Source organism: Rhodococcus sp. T2V (assembly GCF_029269925.1).
In the GTDB taxonomy this organism is placed as follows: domain Bacteria; phylum Actinomycetota; class Actinomycetes; order Mycobacteriales; family Mycobacteriaceae; genus Rhodococcus_F; species Rhodococcus_F koreensis.
Map to the genome: position 1 here is coordinate 156,263 of NZ_JARJBD010000007.1, position 17,914 is coordinate 174,176.

General features: G+C 65.2%; 17 protein-coding genes. 16 read left to right on the top strand and 1 reads right to left on the bottom strand.

Annotated elements, in window-relative coordinates; all coding sequences use genetic code 11:
• The first annotated feature begins 6 nt into the window (after positions 1-6).
• The 6 genes from P3H15_RS09270 to leuD all read left to right on the top strand — a co-directional run bounded on the left by P3H15_RS09270 (position 7) and on the right by leuD (position 6,902).
• The gene (locus P3H15_RS09270) at positions 7-261 is read left to right on the top strand and encodes a hypothetical protein (RefSeq protein ID WP_276136937.1); all 255 of its coding nucleotides are present in this window, start codon (positions 7-9) and stop codon (positions 259-261) included.
• A complete protein-coding gene (locus P3H15_RS09275; RefSeq protein WP_276136938.1) occupies positions 248-427 on the top strand; it encodes a hypothetical protein in 180 nt (59 codons plus the stop codon). Before P3H15_RS09270 ends, P3H15_RS09275 begins: the two co-directional genes overlap by 14 nt.
• 827 nt (positions 428-1,254) lie before the next feature.
• Positions 1,255-2,715, top strand: coding sequence for a glyceraldehyde-3-phosphate dehydrogenase (locus P3H15_RS09280; protein ID WP_276136939.1), 1,461 nt, complete (start codon positions 1,255-1,257; stop codon positions 2,713-2,715).
• Between the two features lie 749 nt (positions 2,716-3,464).
• On the top strand, positions 3,465-4,814 hold the full coding sequence (locus P3H15_RS09285; protein ID WP_276136940.1) for a 2-hydroxycarboxylate transporter family protein: 1,350 nt from the start codon (positions 3,465-3,467) through the stop codon (positions 4,812-4,814).
• 56 nt (positions 4,815-4,870) lie between these two features.
• The gene (gene leuC / locus P3H15_RS09290) at positions 4,871-6,271 is read left to right on the top strand and encodes a 3-isopropylmalate dehydratase large subunit (RefSeq protein ID WP_276136941.1); all 1,401 of its coding nucleotides are present in this window, start codon (positions 4,871-4,873) and stop codon (positions 6,269-6,271) included.
• Between the two features lie 31 nt (positions 6,272-6,302).
• Positions 6,303-6,902, top strand: a complete 600-nt coding sequence (gene leuD, locus P3H15_RS09295; protein ID WP_276136942.1) for a 3-isopropylmalate dehydratase small subunit — start codon at positions 6,303-6,305, stop codon at positions 6,900-6,902.
• Between the two features lie 26 nt (positions 6,903-6,928).
• Here leuD and P3H15_RS09300 read toward each other — a convergent pair whose 3' ends face one another.
• On the bottom strand, positions 6,929-7,408 hold the full coding sequence (locus tag P3H15_RS09300; protein WP_276136943.1) for an Lrp/AsnC family transcriptional regulator: 480 nt from the start codon (positions 7,406-7,408) through the stop codon (positions 6,929-6,931).
• Positions 7,409-7,552: 144 nt separating this feature from the next.
• Between P3H15_RS09300 and P3H15_RS09305 the strand changes: the two genes are divergently transcribed.
• The 10 genes from P3H15_RS09305 (at position 7,553) to P3H15_RS09350 (ending at position 17,885) form a co-directional block, all read left to right on the top strand.
• Positions 7,553-8,290, top strand: coding sequence for an RraA family protein (locus tag P3H15_RS09305; RefSeq protein WP_276136944.1), 738 nt, complete (start codon positions 7,553-7,555; stop codon positions 8,288-8,290).
• A gap of 44 nt (positions 8,291-8,334) precedes the next feature.
• Complete coding sequence (locus P3H15_RS09310) at positions 8,335-9,216, top strand: LysR family transcriptional regulator (RefSeq protein WP_276136945.1); 882 nt, start codon at positions 8,335-8,337, stop codon at positions 9,214-9,216.
• 203 nt (positions 9,217-9,419) lie between these two features.
• Positions 9,420-10,634, top strand: coding sequence for a CaiB/BaiF CoA-transferase family protein (locus tag P3H15_RS09315; protein ID WP_276136946.1), 1,215 nt, complete (start codon positions 9,420-9,422; stop codon positions 10,632-10,634).
• Positions 10,635-10,657: 23 nt separating this feature from the next.
• Positions 10,658-10,999: a YidH family protein gene (locus P3H15_RS09320; protein WP_276136947.1), complete on the top strand. Its 342-nt coding sequence runs from the start codon at positions 10,658-10,660 to the stop codon at positions 10,997-10,999.
• Between the two features lie 31 nt (positions 11,000-11,030).
• Positions 11,031-11,339, top strand: a complete 309-nt coding sequence (locus tag P3H15_RS09325) for a DUF202 domain-containing protein (protein WP_276136948.1) — start codon at positions 11,031-11,033, stop codon at positions 11,337-11,339.
• A gap of 140 nt (positions 11,340-11,479) precedes the next feature.
• Positions 11,480-12,613, top strand: coding sequence for an acetyl-CoA C-acyltransferase (locus P3H15_RS09330; RefSeq protein ID WP_276136949.1), 1,134 nt, complete (start codon positions 11,480-11,482; stop codon positions 12,611-12,613).
• Between the two features lie 27 nt (positions 12,614-12,640).
• Positions 12,641-13,786, top strand: a complete 1,146-nt coding sequence (locus P3H15_RS09335) for an acyl-CoA dehydrogenase family protein (protein WP_276136950.1) — start codon at positions 12,641-12,643, stop codon at positions 13,784-13,786.
• Between the two features lie 13 nt (positions 13,787-13,799).
• A complete protein-coding gene (locus P3H15_RS09340) occupies positions 13,800-14,798 on the top strand; it encodes a nitronate monooxygenase family protein (protein WP_276136951.1) in 999 nt (332 codons plus the stop codon).
• Between the two features lie 112 nt (positions 14,799-14,910).
• Positions 14,911-15,591 carry an enoyl-CoA hydratase/isomerase family protein gene (locus tag P3H15_RS09345; protein ID WP_276136952.1) on the top strand — a complete coding sequence of 227 codons (681 nt, stop codon included), beginning with the start codon at positions 14,911-14,913 and terminating at the stop codon, positions 15,589-15,591.
• Positions 15,582-17,885 (top strand): acyl-CoA dehydrogenase, encoded by a 2,304-nt coding sequence (locus P3H15_RS09350; RefSeq protein WP_276136953.1) that lies wholly within the window; start codon positions 15,582-15,584, stop codon positions 17,883-17,885. Before P3H15_RS09345 ends, P3H15_RS09350 begins: the two co-directional genes overlap by 10 nt.
• Positions 17,886-17,914: the final 29 nt, after the last annotated feature.

The window sequence follows — 17,914 nt, forward strand, 5'->3', positions numbered from 1 at the left end:
GAATACGTGGACGTCCTCGACGGGTTGGTCGAGGTCGAAGTTGCGGGCGATCGAGGCGTTGCACCCAAAATGGAGAGGGCGTTGCACCCAAAATGGAGAGGGGGACGGCCGAAGGCGATCGATGAGCAGACCCGCGAGAAGATCTGCTCGATCGCCCGGGCGTCCCCCGCCGATTGGAAGATCACCGCGTTGTCCTCCCGTAGCTTGGCCAAACTCACCGAGCACCTGATCGCGATAGATCGTGTCGATGATCAGCTGTGAGACGCTCCGCCGGATACTGCGTGACTGCAACGTCACCTGGCAGTCCACCACCACGTGGAAGGCCTCGACCGACCCGGACTTTTTGTCCGAGATGCACACGATCCTCGCTCTCTACGACGCCCGCCGACCGACGGGTGGTGGTGCGTCGACGAATTCGGGCCGCTGAACCTGCAACCCCGCAAGGGCAGGTGTTGGCGGCCGGCGACGCATCCGCTCCGCTTGCGGGCGACGTATCACCGTTACGACGGAGCGATGCACATGCTCGCTGCCCTCGATTTGGGCAGCGGCAGAATGTATTACCGGATCAGGCCACGTAAGCGATCGGGCAAATTCCTCGAGCTTCTGAAGTTTCTTCGCGCCCGGTGGACCGGGGAGCAGTTGTATGTGGTGCTCGATAACTTCTCCCCGCCCCGACATCCGGCCGTGCGTCGGTGGACGGCTGGCAACGATGCCGAACCGTGTTTTGCGGACCTACGGGTCATGGCTGAACTGGATCGAGTCTTCAGTTCGCGGCGTTGCGGTACTTCGCGTTGAACGGCACCGATCATCGCAGTCATTCAGGGCAGAACGGAGCGATCGGGGCGTACATGCGGGGCCCAATGCTCGTGCCGAACCGACAACTCGGTTTGCTCCTGATTCACCGATCCGGTGGCGGACCGAGAACCGACTTTGTCGGGCCAAGACTGTTTGACGAGCCACTGGATCGAGAACCTACAGCAGCAGCCGGCAGCAGCTTGCCTGCTTGCTGCCGCCGCACTTCCTCCTCCTGCGCTCGGCCGGTTGCCTGCCGGCTTCTCGTCCCACCGGACGTTTCGGCGACCGGCTTGTCGGCCCGACGAAACGCTTCCATATGATGTGTGCGTCGGGCGCGCCGGTGTCCGCGAGTCGCGAAACCGGGTCCGGTGATCCAGGTCACCGCTGGTGGAGCGGTGTTCGCTCGCCGGCATCCGACGCAACGACACGCCACATGAGCCGGGAAGGCAGACAAGCGCAGTGAGCACAGTGGAACTGGCCCAGTGGAACTCCGAGGAAGCTCTCGCGGAGGCAATGATCCCGATCATCGGTGGTCTACACCGTAGACACGCGGTGACCATTCTGCTTCACAGTCGCTCCCTGGTGAACAAATCGGTCATCAGTATCCTGCGAACCCATCGGTTCGCCCGGCAGATCAGCGGCGATGAACTGTCGGTCGAGGAGACGTTCCCCTTCCTCGAAGCGCTCACTCACCTCGATCTTCGGCCCTCGAAGATCGACCTCGGACTGCTGGTGATGGCTTATCGCGCCAACGGTGACGGAGCATCGGTTCCAGAGTTCGTTGCACGGAGCCTCGCCGACCTGGTCGGCGGCGCCCAGACGAGCCCCGCGCAGCCGCAGGACGTGGTCCTGTACGGATTCGGGCGTATCGGTCGCCTCGTCGCTCGGCTGCTCATCGAGAAGGCCGGCTCGGGCAATGGGCTGAACCTGCGTGCCGTGGTGGTCCGCAAGGGTGGCAGCGACGATCTGACCAAGCGCGCATCGCTGCTGCGCCGTGACTCCGTCCACGGGCAGTTCAACGGCACGATCAAGGTCGACACCGACAACAACACGCTGATCGCCAACGGCAACGTCATCAAGTTCATTTACAGCAATGACCCGGAGAGCCTCGACTACACCGAGCACGGCATCGACAACGCCATCCTGATCGACAACACCGGAATCTGGCGCGACCGCGACGGACTGTCGAAGCATCTCCGCCCCGGTGTCGCGAAAGTGGTGCTCACCGCGCCCGGCAAGGGCGATGTCCCGAACATCGTGCACGGCGTCAATCACCGCGACCTCGACCCGAACGAGCAGATCGTGTCGTGCGCATCCTGCACCACCAATGCCATCGTCCCGCCGCTGAAGACCATGGACGACGAATTCGGTGTGTCGCGAGGCCACGTCGAGACCGTGCACTCGTTCACCAACGACCAGAACCTCCTGGACAACTACCACAAGGCCGACCGTCGTGGTCGTTCGGCGCCGTTCAACCTCGTGCTCACCGAGACCGGTGCCGCGTCGGCGGTCGCCAAGGCGCTCCCCGAGCTGAAGGCCAAGATCACCGGCAACTCGATCCGCGTTCCCACTCCGGACGTGTCCGTCGCCATCCTCCACCTTCAGCTGAGTCGGGAGACCACCAAGGAGGAGGTGCTCGAGCATCTCAGCCAGGAGTCGCTCACCGGAGCGCTGAGCCGGAACCTCGACTACACCGCTGCAACCGATGCCGTGTCCAGTGACTTCATCGGCTCGCGCGCCGCGTGCATCGTCGACGCGAACGCGACGATCGTCGACGGCGACACCGCCATCCTCTACGTCTGGTATGACAACGAGTTCGGATACTCGTGCCAGGTGGTGCGCACTGTCCAGTACCTGTCCGGTGTGGAGTACCCCATCTACCCCGCGGTCGACGCCGCTGATGCGATGTCGGTGGGCTGACCGGCGCCACCGTAGGTTCGCGACGCCCGGGAGAGCAGTGGCCGCTCTCCCGGGCGTCGTCGCGTATTCGGCGGGCCTCGCCGCTGAAAGCTCATCGGTCGTGTGGTTCCCGACGTCGAAATTTCCGGCACCGTGGGCCCGTCGATCCCGAAACCCACAGCAGTAAGTCAAGCACCAGGAGCCCGAAGCCGTGGTTCGATCGGTGGCGCCATTCCTCTTGGGGTGGCGCGGCTATTGCTTTATCCAGCTTCGAATTTCGTCATCGGTGGACCCGAAACGCAATTGATCGATTCACGATGGATCAAGACCGAACTCGCCGCCAGCGGCACCCAACTATCGGAGATTCCAGGTGTCGGAACAGTGACCGTCGCCCGAGCTAGCTGAGTAGAAACCGGCAGCCTGAGAAAGTCGTGGGTGGCCTCGACGGCGCTTCGCCAGATGCGTACGAGTGCCGGCCACTCCGCCTCGCCCTTGCCCGGGCGGAGAGCGAGTCCGGCCTCTACCGACGATTCCGACCGATCCTTCGACCGCGGTGCGGCAACACACGCCGTTCCACTGACCCGAAACCGGGCCATGTGTCCATATTGGCCCCGATTGTCCGTTCATGACCGGACCGTTGGCACGTATTTTCTGCCGGCGTTGGCCATCCCGGTAATCGTTTGGCTACGGTTTGTGGCCAGTGACGTGAGTCACTCCCATTGAACTTATCGTGGTCGGCGCACAGCCCAGCCGACGCGCAGGAGGCGAACGTGAAGATCAAAGACGCGGTGCACGGCGCGCAGTCGGCAGATGCGCGCCCGGTGCCCTCGGAACGAGCGAAGATTCTGTCTATTCCCTGGCCGTGGTACCTCGTTCTGGTGACGGTGGGTCTGGGGGCCGTCTATACCGGAACACTGCCGGAGAACATCTTCGGTGGCCTGGCCATTGCCATGATCATCGGGTGCGGCCTGTTCTGGATCGGAGATCGCACCCCAGCGCTGTCTGCTATCGGCGGCGGCCCGCTGCTGTGCGTGTTCGTGCCGGCTCTGTCGGTGTACTTCGGTCTGGTCCCGGACAGTTTCGCCGCGATCGTCAAGGATTGGTTCACCGGGTACGGTTTCGTCGAGATCCTGGTGGCGTCGATCATCGCCGGCAGCATCCTCGGTATGGATCGCCGGTTCCTGATCAAGGCCGGTGGCCGATTCTGTGCGGTGATCGTGGTGGCGTTCGCCGTGGTGGTCAGCATCATCGGCGCTCTCGCTGCGGTCACCGGTTTCGGTTTCAAGACCGCGATACTCGACGTCACGATCCCGATCATGGCCGGCGGCATCTCCGGGGGTGCCATCCCGCTGTCGCAGATGTACGCCGACACCATCGGCGGCGACGCCCAGCAGTACATGTCCGGAATCGTGCCGCCGATCATCTGCGCGAACCTACTGTGCATCGTGCTGGCATCGGTGTACGCGAACCTCACCCGCCGCCGTACCAAGCTGTTCGTCGGGTTCAACGGGCACGGTGAGATGCTGCGCATCAAGGCCACCGCCGATCAGGTGGCCGCGGTGACCGAGAAGCGGCCGCTGACGATCAGCGGCCTCGGTACCGGTCTGCTGCTCACCGGGGCGATCTACCTCGTCGGGGCAATGCTGCAGGCTGCGGTTCCCGCGGTGCACCTCTACGCCTGGGTCATCCTGCTCACCGCCGCTCTGAAGCTGTCGGGTGCGTTGCCTCGAGAGGTCGAGGAATCGACCACCGAGTGGTACCAGTTCGTGGTGAAGCTGTGGGTGCCGGCCGCGCTCGTCGGTATCGGCGTGTCACTGATCGACATCGAGCAGATCGCCGAACTTGTTTCCCGGCCTGCGTATCTGGCATTCACGGTGGCCACGGTGCTGATCACCGCGCTGACCGCCGGATTCGTCGGGTGGCTGCTGAAGTTGTACTTCGTCGAGTCGTCGATCACGGCCGGGTTGTGCATGACCGACCTCGGCGGATCGGGTGACATCGCCACCCTCGGCACCACCCGGCGAATGCATCTGCTGCCGTTTGCGCAGATCACCTCACGGCTCGGCGGCGGCCTGGTGCTGCTGTCGGCATCTGGTTTCCTGGCCTACTTCTACGGCTGATTTCGGCGGTCGGCCGCCACTCGGCACGCACGTATTCGACGAGGAGAAAGAAACACATGGGTAAGACATTGGCCGAAAAGGTCTGGGACGCACACATAGTTCGCCGAGGGGAGGGTGAACCGGACCTGCTGTACATCGACATGCACCTGCTGCACGAGGTGAACACCCCGCAGGCGTTCGACGGTCTGCGGGCCAGCGGTCGCACGGTGCGCCGACCCGACCTGACGCTGGGCACCGAGGACCACAACACCCCCACGGTGGCCGTGGACAAGGAGATCGTCGACCCAGCGGCCCGCGAGCAGGTGTCGCTGATGCGCAAGAACTGCGCCGAGTTCGGCATCGAATTGTTCCGCCTCGGCGAGGAGCACCAGGGCATCGTGCACGTCATCGGCCCCGAACTCGGCCTCTCACATCCGGGTTCGACGATCGTGTGCTGCGACTCGCATACCGCCACCCAGGGTGCATTCGGGGCACTGGCGTTCGGGATCGGCACCAGTCAGGTCGAGCACGTGCTGGCGACGCAGACGCTGCCGATGGGACGGCTGAAGAACATGGCCGTCACCGTGAACGGATCGCTACCCGAGGGTGTGACGGCGAAGGATCTGATCCTGGCGATCATCGCCCGGGTCGGGACCGCGGGCGGGCAGGGGCACATCATCGAATACCGGGGGCAGGCCATCGAACAGCTGTCGATGGAGGGCCGGATGACGGTGTGCAACATGTCCGTCGAGGCCGGATCGAGAGCGGGGATGATCGCCCCGGACGAGAAGACGTTCGAATATCTGCGCGGCCGCCCGGCCGCCCCGACCGGGGACGCGTGGGAGGCCGAAGAGGCGTACTGGCGCACCCTGTTCAGCGACGAAGACGCGGTCTTCGACAAGGAAGTCGTCATCGATGCCTCCACGCTGAGCCCGTTCGTGTCCTGGGGCACCACACCCGCGCAGAGTGCGCCGTTGGGGGATCCGGTTCCGCACCCGGACCAGTTCACCGACCCGGTCGAGCGTGCCGCCGTCCAGCGCGCCCAGGCGTACATGGACATCACGCCCGGACGCCCGGTCCGCGGCCTCCCGGTCGATGTCGTCTTCATCGGATCGTGCACCAACAGCCGGATCGAGGATCTGCGGGAAGTGGCGCGTGTCCTCGACGGCCGCAAGGTCGCCCCCGGTGTCGAGTTGATGATCGTGCCCGGGTCGATGAAGGTGCGTCAGCAGGCCATCGACGAAGGCCTGAACGAGGTGTTCGAGGCCGCAGGCGCGGGACTGCGGTTCGCCGGGTGTTCGATGTGCGCGGCGCTGAACGAAGACCGCCTCACTCCCGGTCAACGTGCCGCGTCGACGAACAACCGCAACTTCGAGGGTCGGCAGGGCAAGGGCTCACGCACCCACATCGTCTCCCCTGCGGTTGCTGCCGCGACCGCGGTGGCCGGCCACCTGGCCGCACCCGCCGACCTGAACTGACTCCCCCCACCGATCGCGAATCGAGGACCCCGTGCAACCGTTCACCGTGCACACCGGCGTCGCCGCCCCGCTGCGCCGCTCCGACGTCGACACCGACCAGATCATCCCGGTCCGCTTCCTCACGCACAGTTCCCGGACCGGATTCTCCGACAAACTCTTTCACGACTGGCGCGAAGAACCCGACTTCGTCCTCAACGACCCCGCCTACGCCGGATCGACGATCCTGGTCGCCGGCCGGGATTTCGGCACCGGCTCGTCCAGGGAGTACGCGGTGTGGGCACTGCAGAACTACGGCTTCCGGGCGGTGATCGCCCCCCGGTTCGGGGACATCTTCCGCGGCAACGCCCTCACCAATGGTCTGCTCACCGTGACCCTGCCCACCGAGACCATCGAACAGATCTGGTCGGTGCTCGAGTCCGAGCCTGGGCGCCAGGTCACCATCGACCTGGTCGAACGGCAGGTGCGAGCAGGCGCGATCACCGCGCCGTTCGAACTCGACGACAACACCCGCTGGCGGCTGCTCGAAGGACTCGATCACATCGACCTGACCTTGACCCACGCGGAGACGATCGCCGACTACGAACATCAGCGGCGCCCCGCGCTGCCGGCCACCACGCAACTCGTACTCTGACGATCACACCTCGGGCCGAGACCGCCTCAGGGCGTCTCGGTCCGCTTCTTCTCGAGCAACGGCACGATGCGCGGGGCGATGCGGCGGCTGAGCACCAGTTCGGACTTTGTGCGCAGCACCCCTTCGGTCGCAATCATCTCCTGCAACACGCGCTCGAAGTCCTCGTGATCGATGGCCACCACCCGGCACAGCAGGTCACCTTGACCGGCAACGGAATTGACCTCGAGGACCTCGGGGATCGTGGCGAGGTGCTCACAGGTGGCGTTCATCATCGCCTGGGCGATATCGAGATGCACGAACGCCAGGATCGAGTATCCCAGGGCGGTCGGCTGCATCTGCGGGCGGTAGCTGGTGATGACACCGTCTCGGGAGAACTTGTCGAGCCGCGACTGCACGGTGCCCCGGGCAACGTTGAGGCGCCGGGCGTACTCCCGCACCCCAGCCTTGGGTTCCTCGACGATCAACTTCAACAAATCGAGATCCAGCTTGTCCAAATTCGCCGACATCGGTGAACCTCTCCAGTGCTCGAGTGTGGTCACCAGATGCTAGCGATTACTGACCACAACAGGACCATCCTCTCAAACGCGAATACCAAAGACCCTCAACACGGACGAAAAATGCATCCACCTCACCGAACGAATGGACATCACATGCGCCACGCGGCACTGCCCGACCCATCCGTCGAGGCCGATCGCCGGGCCCTGCTCGGCTCCTTGTCCGCGGTTGCGGACGTGTCCTCCGCGGTCGCCGACGCCCTCGACCACCTCGGCGGCGGTGCGGTCATCGGCGCCGACCTTCTGCCTCCGCTGCGCCGCGGCCAGCGGATCTGCGGACCGGCCGTGACCCTGCGCTACCGGCGCCTGCCCGGCGAATTAGCCGAAAACCGAGACGCGAACGTCGGCGCCCGCCTGGGGGACCGTGACCTCTACGCGACCGCGCAGCAGGGAGATGTGGCGGTGTTCGACTGCCCATATCCCGCCGACACCGCCGTGATGGGCGCCATCTCCGCCCGGTGGGCGCAACTCGCGGGCCTCGCCGGTTGCATTGTGGGAGGTGCGGTGCGAGATTCGGTGTCCATCGCCGACAGCGGACTGCCCGTCTGGTCGAGCGCGCGGGTCCCCCGGGCAGCACGCTTCCGGTTCGTCACCGAATCGATCGGCGAACCGGTCCGGCTCGCGGGAAATCTGGTGCACCCCGGTGACATCGTCGTCGCCGACGACGACGGGGTCTGCATCGTGCCGTCCGGCGCGCTTCTCGACGTGGTCAAGATCTGCGTGGAGGCCGACCGGATCGAACACGAATTGCTGGGCATCCTGACGGGCAGTGACTCGATCGACGACCTGATGGGCAAGCTGCGCCAGCGCCCCCTGACGGAGTTCGATCGCTGATCAGACAAGCACGCAGTGGGGCCTGCCGAATATCATTGAAGCTTATGGATAGGCGGCACATCGTGCATTTCCTCGCCGTCGTGGACGAGGGGTCCATCTCGGCCGCGGCTCGCAGATTGGGTTTGAGTCAGCCCTCGGTGTCGCAGACGATCCACGAACTCGAGCGGGAGTTGGAGTGCACGCTGTTCACCCGCGGCCGCGGGATGAGCGCGACGTCGAATGGGCGCGCGCTGATCGGACCGGCGCGGTCGGCGTTACGTGCTCTGGACACGGCGCGTTGGGCGATCGAGGACGTCTCGGAGTTGAAGTCCGGCGAACTCGACATCGGCAGTGTCGTCAATCTCGCGGTCGACCCGCTCGTCGATCTGGTGAAGCGATACCGGGCCCGCCATCCGGGAGTGACGATCCACATTTCCCGGGTGCACGTCGGGGCGCGCGGGTTCGACGATCTGGCCCGCGGTCACGTCGAACTGCTCCTGACGGAGTATCCGCCGGCGGCGACCGGCTATCAGGAGGTTCCATTCGGGGAGCGCCCGCTCCTCGCCGTGTTCCCGCCGGGCACGCCACTCGCCGATCGTCCGATGAGGATCGAGGAACTGGCCGATCGGGACGTCATCTCCGCACCCTTTCCCGGTGCCATCGGACGCGCGTACATGAACCGGCTGCTGGCTGCCCGCGGATTGGGCAACTTGGTTCCGGTGCTGGAGACCGCGCATCGGCACGCGGTGATACCGCTCATCCTGGCTGGGGTGGGCGGCACGATTCTGCACGGGACCGAGGCGGATCTCGCGGCGAGGCTCGGCGCCGTCGTTCGGCCGCTGGATGTGAGTCTCCCGACCGGTCATGCGCTGTACTACCGCTCCGACGAACTGTCGCCGGCTGCGCGTGCGTTCGTCGCGCTGGTGCGGGAGTCGACGGTGGCTTGACCCGGCCAGGCAAGGCATAAGTGGTACCTATGTTCTGTATCGGGTGATTGCGTCTATACCTCTGTGTGGATCCCTCGTAGGGTCGAAGGTGCATGGAGGGATGGCCGCGTATCGCGGATGGTCCCCAATGTGCTGCGGGATCGGTGTTCTCACACGCCCGTGCATGCATCTGACCTGAACCCTGCTCGCGATCGGACCCGCTGATGATTCACCGCCCACTCGAAGGAATCCGCGTTGTCGACTTCGGCCAATTCGTCGCCGCGCCCGGCGCATCACAATCTCTCGTCGATCTCGGCGCCGAGGTAATCAAGGTCGAACCGCCGGAGGGTGACTGGGTTCGCTCGGGCACATCGTTCGGTGAATCCATCCTGCGCGCGTACAACCGAGGAAAACGATCGATTGCACTCGATCTCAAAGACTCTCGTGGCCTGGAGGTGGCCGAGCGCCTGGTTTCCGGCGCCGACGTCGTCATCCAGAACATGCGTCCAGGTGCGATGGAGGCGCTGGGGCTCGGCCCGGACCGGGTCCGGGAGTTGAACCCGCGTGCCATCTACGCGACGGTCAGCGGCTTCGGCCTCCACGGACCATCGCGCCACCGGCCCGGACTCGATATCGCGGCGCAGGCGGAAAGCGGGCTGATGGCCATCACCGGGGAGCTCGGCGGGACGCCGTTGCGGGTGGGAACGACCATCGTGGATGCGGCAACGGCGCACGTACTGACCGAAGCCGTCCTCGCGGCGCTGCTCGAGCGGGAGCGTTTCGGGCGGGTTGCAGCTGTCGAGGTCTCCCTGCTCGAGGTTGCTCTGCACCTACAGTCGGCGGACTGGACCGGCTACTCGATCACCGGGTCGGCGCCGTGTCGCCGTGGCAACGGTCAGCCAGGAGTCGCGCCGGCGGCCGATCTGATCGAAACGTCGGACGGGTACATCGTGCTGTCCGGTTACACGGCGCAGCATTGGCCGCGACTGTGTGAGGTTCTCGGGCGTCCAGATCTCGCCACCGACCCACGCTTCGCCGACAACGAAGCGCGCGTGGCCAATCGCGAAAAACTCCTGAGCGAGCTGGCGGTCGCTCTCGGTGGCCGCACCAGCGAGGAATGCGTTCGACTGCTGGCGAGCAATGGCCTCGTCGTCGGGGCTGTCCGTAGCTACGATCAGGTGCGCGAATCCGACGATGTCATCGCCGGTGAGATGTTCACCGGTGGAGAGCACTTCGACGGATCGGCGTTCGACGTCGTCCGAGTTCCGTTTCGCCTGGGTGGTGAATGCGAACGAACGGTGCGGCGCGTGCCTTCTCTCGGCGAGCACTCCGCTGAAATTGTCACCGGGATCGGTTACAGCGCAGACGAGTTGGACGCACTGTTGCAGGCGGGCGTTCTCTCGTGCAAGGAGTCGAGTGCGGTCGGGACACCGGCATGACAGTGGGACCCGGGACGATCTCGTTGGCCGGTCTTCGCCAGGGCATCGACCCCGACCCGCGATTCACGTTGGCAAACGAGCGAACCTATCTCGCCTGGATTCGGACTGCACTGGCACTCATTGCGGCCGCATTGGCGCTCGAAGCCTTCGGGGGAACCGTCGTGCCGACGACGATTCGTCTGCCCGCAGCAATCACGATACTGATCGGTGCTGTCCTGGTTGTCGGGTTGGCATTGTCGCGCTGGCTCCGCATCGAGATTGCCCTTCGCCGCCGGCAGAGCTTGCCGCTACCGGGATCGATTGTCGTGGTGGCCCTTCTGGTTGCCGGGGCCGGCTCCACCGCGATTGTGGTGCTGATCAGGTGACGACCGGACGCACGACGGACGGCGTGGGTGTGTGATCACCCACGACGACCCGGGACTGCAACCTGAGCGGACCGCGCTCTCGTGGATCCGGACAACCGCGGCGCTGGCCGCACCCACACTGCTGCTGTTGCGGTTGGGTCCCCCCATCGTCACGGTGCCGGCCGCCGCGACGGTGATCATGTTCTGCTCGGCCGCACTGATCCGTTCTCGCGCGGCGCATTCCGCCCGGATCCGGCAACTTCGGCTCGGCGCAGGAACTCCGAGTGTGACGGAGTGCGTGGTACTCGGGGGATGTGCGATTCTCGTGGCGATGGCCGGCGTCGCGTCGATCGCGGTGTAGTGCGTGTCCTGCGGGTCCGTGTGATCTGTCCGAACCCATAAGCCGATCCGATCGCAGAATGCGCATTCGCGTCTTTGTGTGACGCGCATGGCGCTGGTTGATTTGAGTGTGAGTTGAACAAGGGCGCAAAGGAGCCACACATGCGGGACGCAGTCATCGTCGATGCGGTACGGACACCGATCGGAAAACGCAACGGATCGCTGGCGGAGATTCATCCAGCGGATCTGTCCGCACACGTGTTGAACGCTCTCGTCGAGCGAACGAATGTCGATCCGGGTGCCGTCGACGACGTCGTGTGGGGATGCGTGGGTCAGGTCGGGGATCAGGCGAACAACATCGGCAGGAGCAGCGTACTCGCTGCAGGTTGGCCGACATCGGTTCCGGCCACCACAGTGGACCGCCAGTGCGGGTCCAGCCAACAGGCGCTGCACTTCGCCGCGGCGGGCGTGATTGCCGGTCAGTACGACGTTGCGGTCGCCGGTGGAGTGGAGTCGATGTCGCGGGTTCCCATGGGGACCAGTCGCCACACGGGACAGCCGTTTGGGCAGACCGTGTTGGACCGATTCGGAGTCGAGGCGTTCAACCAGGGCATCGGCGCCGAGATGATTGCCGAAAAATGGGCGCTCTCGCGCCGGCAACTCGACGAGTTCGCCGCAGACTCGCACGAGAAAGCCGTCACTGCAACCGATTCGGGCTTATTCACCGGCCAGGTTGCCGCTCTGCCCGGCGTGTTGGACTCGGACGAGGGCATACGGCGCGGGACCACCGCCGACACACTTGCCGGACTGAAGACGTCCTTCAAAACGGACGGAGCGATCCACGCCGGCAACGCCTCGCAGATCTCGGACGGTGCGGGAGCCCTGCTGGTGACCACGACCGAGAAGGCACGTCAGCTCGGTCTGACACCGATCGCCCGAATCCACACCGCCGTGACAGTGGGTGACGATCCGGTGATCATGCTGACCGGACCGATCCCGGCGACCGAGAAAGTCCTCGAGCGCTCCGGGTTGGCGATCGCCGACATCGGCGCATTCGAGGTCAACGAAGCATTCGCCTCGGTGCCTCTGGCCTGGCTCGCGGAGACGGGAGCCGACCCGGCCCTCGTGAACCCGCTGGGAGGCGCGATCGCCGTCGGCCATCCTCTCGGCGGCTCCGGAGCCGTTCTGATGACGAGGCTGGTGCATCACATGCGAGACAACAATATTCGATATGGCTTGCAAACGATGTGTGAGGGCGGCGGCATGGCCAACGCCACGATCGTCGAATTGCTCTGACCACCCGACAGAAGGTGTCTGATTGATATGAAGAGAACCGTATTCAACGAGGACCACGAGACATTCCGCAAAGTGGTCCAGGACTTCTTGGCTCGCGACGTTCAACCGCACTATGAGGCGTGGACCGAGGCGGGCAGGGTCGACAAGACTGTCTTTCGCAAAGCCGGCGAGATCGGCATTCCCGGCCTCCAGATACCCGAAGAGTACGGCGGCGCGGGTATCGAGAGCTTCAAATTCAACGCCGTCGTCGCCGAGGAGCTGGCTCGATCCGGCGTGACTCTGGGTGGTCTCGCGCTGCAGACCAATGTGCTGCTCCCGTACTTCCTCGAGTACGCAACCGAGGAGCAGCGGCGACGCTGGCTGCCCGGCATGGCCAGCGGCCACATCGTCGGCGCGATCGCGATGACGGAGCCCGGCACGGGCTCGGACCTGGCGGGCATGGCCACGACCGCACAGCGGGTCGGCGACAATTATGTTCTCAACGGCGCCAAGACCTTTATCACGGGTGGTATCAATTGCGACCTTGTCGTCGTGGTGGCCCGGACCGACAAGGGGCCCGACCGTCGAGACGGGCTGTCCCTGCTGATCGTCGAGGACGGCATGCCCGGGTACGAGCGGGGCCGGAACCTGACGAAGCTGGGCTTGAAAGCGCAGGACACCGCGGAGTTGTCGTTCACCGATGTGCGGGTTCCGGTGGAGAATCTGCTCGGTGAGGAGGGCAAGGCCTTCCGGTACCTCGGGTTCAACCTCCCGCAGGAGCGGCTGTCCACTGCGATCAATGCTCAGGCCAGCGCGGAAACGGCATTGGATCTGACCGTCGAATACGTCAAGGAGCGCAAGGCCTTCGGGACAACCATCGGCAGCTTCCAGAACACCAAGTTCGAACTGGCATCGTGCGCGATCGAGATCGAGGCGGGGCGCACGATGGTGGACCGGGCGCTCGACGAACTCGACGAGGGCACACTGACCGCGGCGGACGCGGCGAAGGCCAAGGTCTATTGCACCGAGCTGCAGTCCCGGGTGATCGACCGCTGCCTGCAGTTGCACGGCGGCTACGGGTTCATGATGGAGTACCCGATCGCCCGGATGTACGCGGATGCCCGGGTGACGCGAATCTTCGCCGGCACCACCGAAGTGTGTAAGTCGATTGTCAGCAAGTCGCTGGGTCTGTAGGGGTAGGGAATTCATGCTGAGTACACGATTCACCGAGCTGTTCGGGATCACCCACCCGGTGGTGCAGGGTGGAATGCAATGGGTCGGGCGCGCCGAACTCGTCGCGGCGGTGGCGAACTCGGGAGCGCTCGGGTTCATCACCGCGTTGACCCAGCCCACTCCGGACGCGTTGGCCGCGGAGATCGCCCGCTGTCGCGAGATGACGGACATGCCTTTCGGTGTGAACCTGACGATGCTTCCCTCGATCACTCCGCCGCCGTACGCCGCGTATCGCGACGCGATCATCGACTCCGGTGTGAAGATCGTCGAAACTGCGGGGAACAGTCCGGCAGAGCACATGCCGGCGTTCCTGGCCGCTGGGGTGAAGGTGCTGCACAAGTGCACCAGCGTGCGACATGCGGTGAAGGCGGAGGCGCTGGGCGTCCATGCGCTGAGCATCGACGGGTTCGAATGCGCCGGACATCCCGGTGAGGACGACGTTCCGGGCCTCATCCTGATTCCCGCCGCAGCAAGGGCATTGCGAGTTCCTGTCATCGCGTCGGGCGGCTTCGCGGACGGACGGGGGCTGGCGGCCGCGTTGGCGCTCGGCGCCGAGGGCGTCAACATGGGCACGCGCTTCATGTGCACGTCGGAGTCGCCGATCCATCGGACGATCAAACAGCAGATTGTCGACGCCACCGAACTCGACACCGAGTTGATCTTCCGGTCACTGCGGAACACGGCCCGCGTCGCGAGCAACACCGTCAGCCGGGAAGTGGTCAGTGCGCTCGCAGGCGGGGGTGCGTTCGACGATATCCGGCACCTCGTGTCCGGTGCGCGCGGCAGAACGGTGTACGAACTCGGCGACCCCGAGGCCGGCATTTGGTCGGCAGGGTTGTCGCAGGGCCTGATTCACGACATCCCCACGGTTGCCGAGCTTGTCACGCGGATCGTCGCCGAGGCGACAGACCTGATCCAGGGTCGGCTCGCCGGTCTCTGTGATCGCAATGAGGCCGTCCTCGTCGACTCCTGATGGTGAGAGCAAGCCCGAAAAGCAAACCTGTCGCTGGTGATTCTGGAAGGAAGGCCGTGAATACATTTCTTCGATCGGGCTGCAACGCGAATCCGGTCATCGGGAGTGCGTGGTGAGCCACCCGGAGACCGACGCGGTGCTCACCCGGCACCATCCGAGTGGGCGGTTGGACATCGAAATGAACCGCCCCGAGCGGAAGAACGCCTTGACTGTCCCGATGGTGATCCAACTCGCGGACGCCCTAGCGGACGCCCGAGTCGACGACACCGTGACGGCAGTGTTGCTGCACGGGGCAGGCGGATGCTTCAGCTCCGGACTGGACCTCGCCGAGGTGCGCCCGGGGGACCCGGAAATTTCCGCGGCAATCGCCGAACTGCACACACGCCTCGCCGTCCTCGGCAAGCCGTTGATAGGTGCCCTGCAGCGGGCCGCTGTCAACGGCGCTGCGGCGATCGCGTTGGCCTGCGACCTGCTCGTGGTGGGGCAGACGTCGTTCCTGATGGTCGGCGAGGCGCAGATGGGGGTGGCGGCCCCGCACAACCTGCGTTGGTTGCTCGCGAAGTACGACGTGCACCAGGCACTGCAACTCACATTGGGATGTGAACGCCAGTACGGGCCGGCCCTGCTGCGCCGAAACTTCGCCTACGACATGGTGCCGGACGACCGGGTTCTGGCCCGGGCAACCGAACTCGCCGAGAAGGTGGCCGCCTATCCGCACGGCGGGGGAATCGCGATGAAACAAGCGATCATCGCGCTCGAGGGAATCGCGAAGGAGACAAACGAATGGGAATAGCGACAACCGCGGAACAACGCGCACTTCGCGAGGCGGTTCGGGACTTTCTCGCCGACACCAGTGGGCCGACCGAAGTCCTGCTCGTTCAGGACTCGGAACTCGGCTACCGCCCCGAGATGTGGGCGACGATGGCGGAACAACTCGAACTGCAGGGAATGCTCGTCGACGAGAAGCACGGCGGTTCCGGCGCGGGGATCCGTGACCTCGTCGTCGTCGCCGAGGAATTCGGGCGCTCCGCGGCGTGCAGTCCGTTCTTCTCGAGTTCCGTGCTGACCACGCTCGCGATCGCGGACTGCGCCCAGGAAGCCTGGAGCACCGAGTTGCTGCCGGGTCTCGCTGCGGGCACACGGCTCGGGTGCCTCGCGTTCGCCGATGCCGACGGGTGGTGGCAGGCCGGGGAGGAGGCGGTGCGTGCACACCCGGACGGCGACAGTTGGCGGCTCGACGGACGGGCCCACCACGTGCTCTTCGGTCACTGCGCCGATACCGTCGTCGTCGTCGCCCGCACCGACGAGGGGACCGGACTCTTTCTGGTGGATCCATCGGATCCGAATGTTCGGCGGGTCCGGTGCCCGGCATTGGACCTGACTCGACCACTGACGACCTTCACCTTCGCCGGGGCTGTGGCGCAACGGATCAGTGGTGCCGTCGACATCTCCGAGGCGCTGTCGAGGGCACTCGACAAGTCGCTCGTCGTGCAGGCTGCGGAGAGGGTCGGCGGAGCTCGCCGGTGCCTTGATCTGACAACCGAATACGCGAAGACCCGACACCAGTTCGGTCGTCCGGTCGGTGCCAACCAGGCCGTCAAGCACGGACTCGCCGATCTGATCCGCGCGCTGGAGCCGGTCGCCGCTGCGGTCGACGTTGCCGCTCACGCCGCGGATACCGATTCCCCGGAACTGCCGACATTGGTGAGTCTGTTGTGCGTCGCGGGGCCGGAACGGTACCTGCAGGTCGCCGGAGAAGCCATTCAACTGCACGGCGCGATCGGCTTCACGTGGGAGCACTGGGCTCACATCCATCTCAAGAGGGCGAAGACCGATCAACTGTTGTTCGGATCGTCGACGTGGCACCGGGAGCGCCTACTCGCCGGAGTCCTCGCCGGCGCCGCGGTCGAGCGCCATGTGCGGATCGATGAACCCGCGCCGCTGGCGGAACTGCGCTCCGAGGTCCGCGGGTGGCTGGTCGAGCATGGCGCCGAGGGGATGCCACTCGAGTACGCGCAGGAACCGTTCGGGCACGAGGACACGGACGCCGCGAAGCGCTGGATCGACCTGCTGCGTCAGGGGCGGTGGTTGTGCCTGTCGTGGCCGGAGGAACACGGTGGTCGGGGACTGGGTCCGGTCGAAACGCTTGTGGTGGAGGAGGAGTTCGCCCGCGCGGGACTGTGTCGCCCGCAACTCGGCATGGGCGAGATCCTCTTGGCGCCCGCCCTGTTGGCACATGGAGGCGAGGACCAGAAGCGGCGATTCCTGCCGCGCATCCTGTCGGGCGAAGACACGTGGTGCCAGGGATTTTCCGAACCCGAGACCGGATCCGACCTCGCCTCGCTGCGAACCACCGGAACCGTGGACGGCGACGAGTTGCGGATCACCGGCGACAAGATCTGGACCAGCCACGGCGATCAGGCCGACATGATGTTCCTGTTGTGCCGCACCGACCGCGACGCGCCGAAACACCGGGGCATCTCGTTCGTGCTCGTTCCCATGACGGACAACGGCGTTTCCGTCGATCCGATCCGGATGGCGTCGGGCGCCAGCGGGTTTGCGCAGGAACACATTACCGACGCCCGAACGCCTCTGAGCAATGTGGTGGGTGGGCTCGGCAACGGTTGGGCGGTCGCGATGACCACGCTCGGTGCCGAGCGGGCCGGCAAGGCTGCCACCCAGTACGTCGGCTATCGCCGCGAATGGGACGTCCTGGTGGAGCGGCTGGACAAGAACGCGCGACTCGACGACGCGATCGTGCGCCGGCAGTTGGCGGAACTCGTGATCGAGGTCGAACTGATGCGCGCCGTCGGGTCCGTGATCAGCGCCCGGATCGCCGAGGGGCAGTCCGTGGACGAGTTGCTCGCGATCGACAAGATCAACTGGTCGGAGTATCACTGCCACTTCGGTTCGACCAGCCTCGAACTTCTCGGTGCTTCGGCTCTGAACCGCCCCGAGGGGGACGGCTATCGACTCGACCCCCTGCAACGGGTGTTCCTGGAAAGCCGGGGACGCCGGATCGCACGTGGCTCGAATCAGATTCAACGCACGATCATCGGTGAGCGAATCTTGGGCCTGCCGAAGTAAGGGACCGATCGGTCGCTCCGATTTGAATT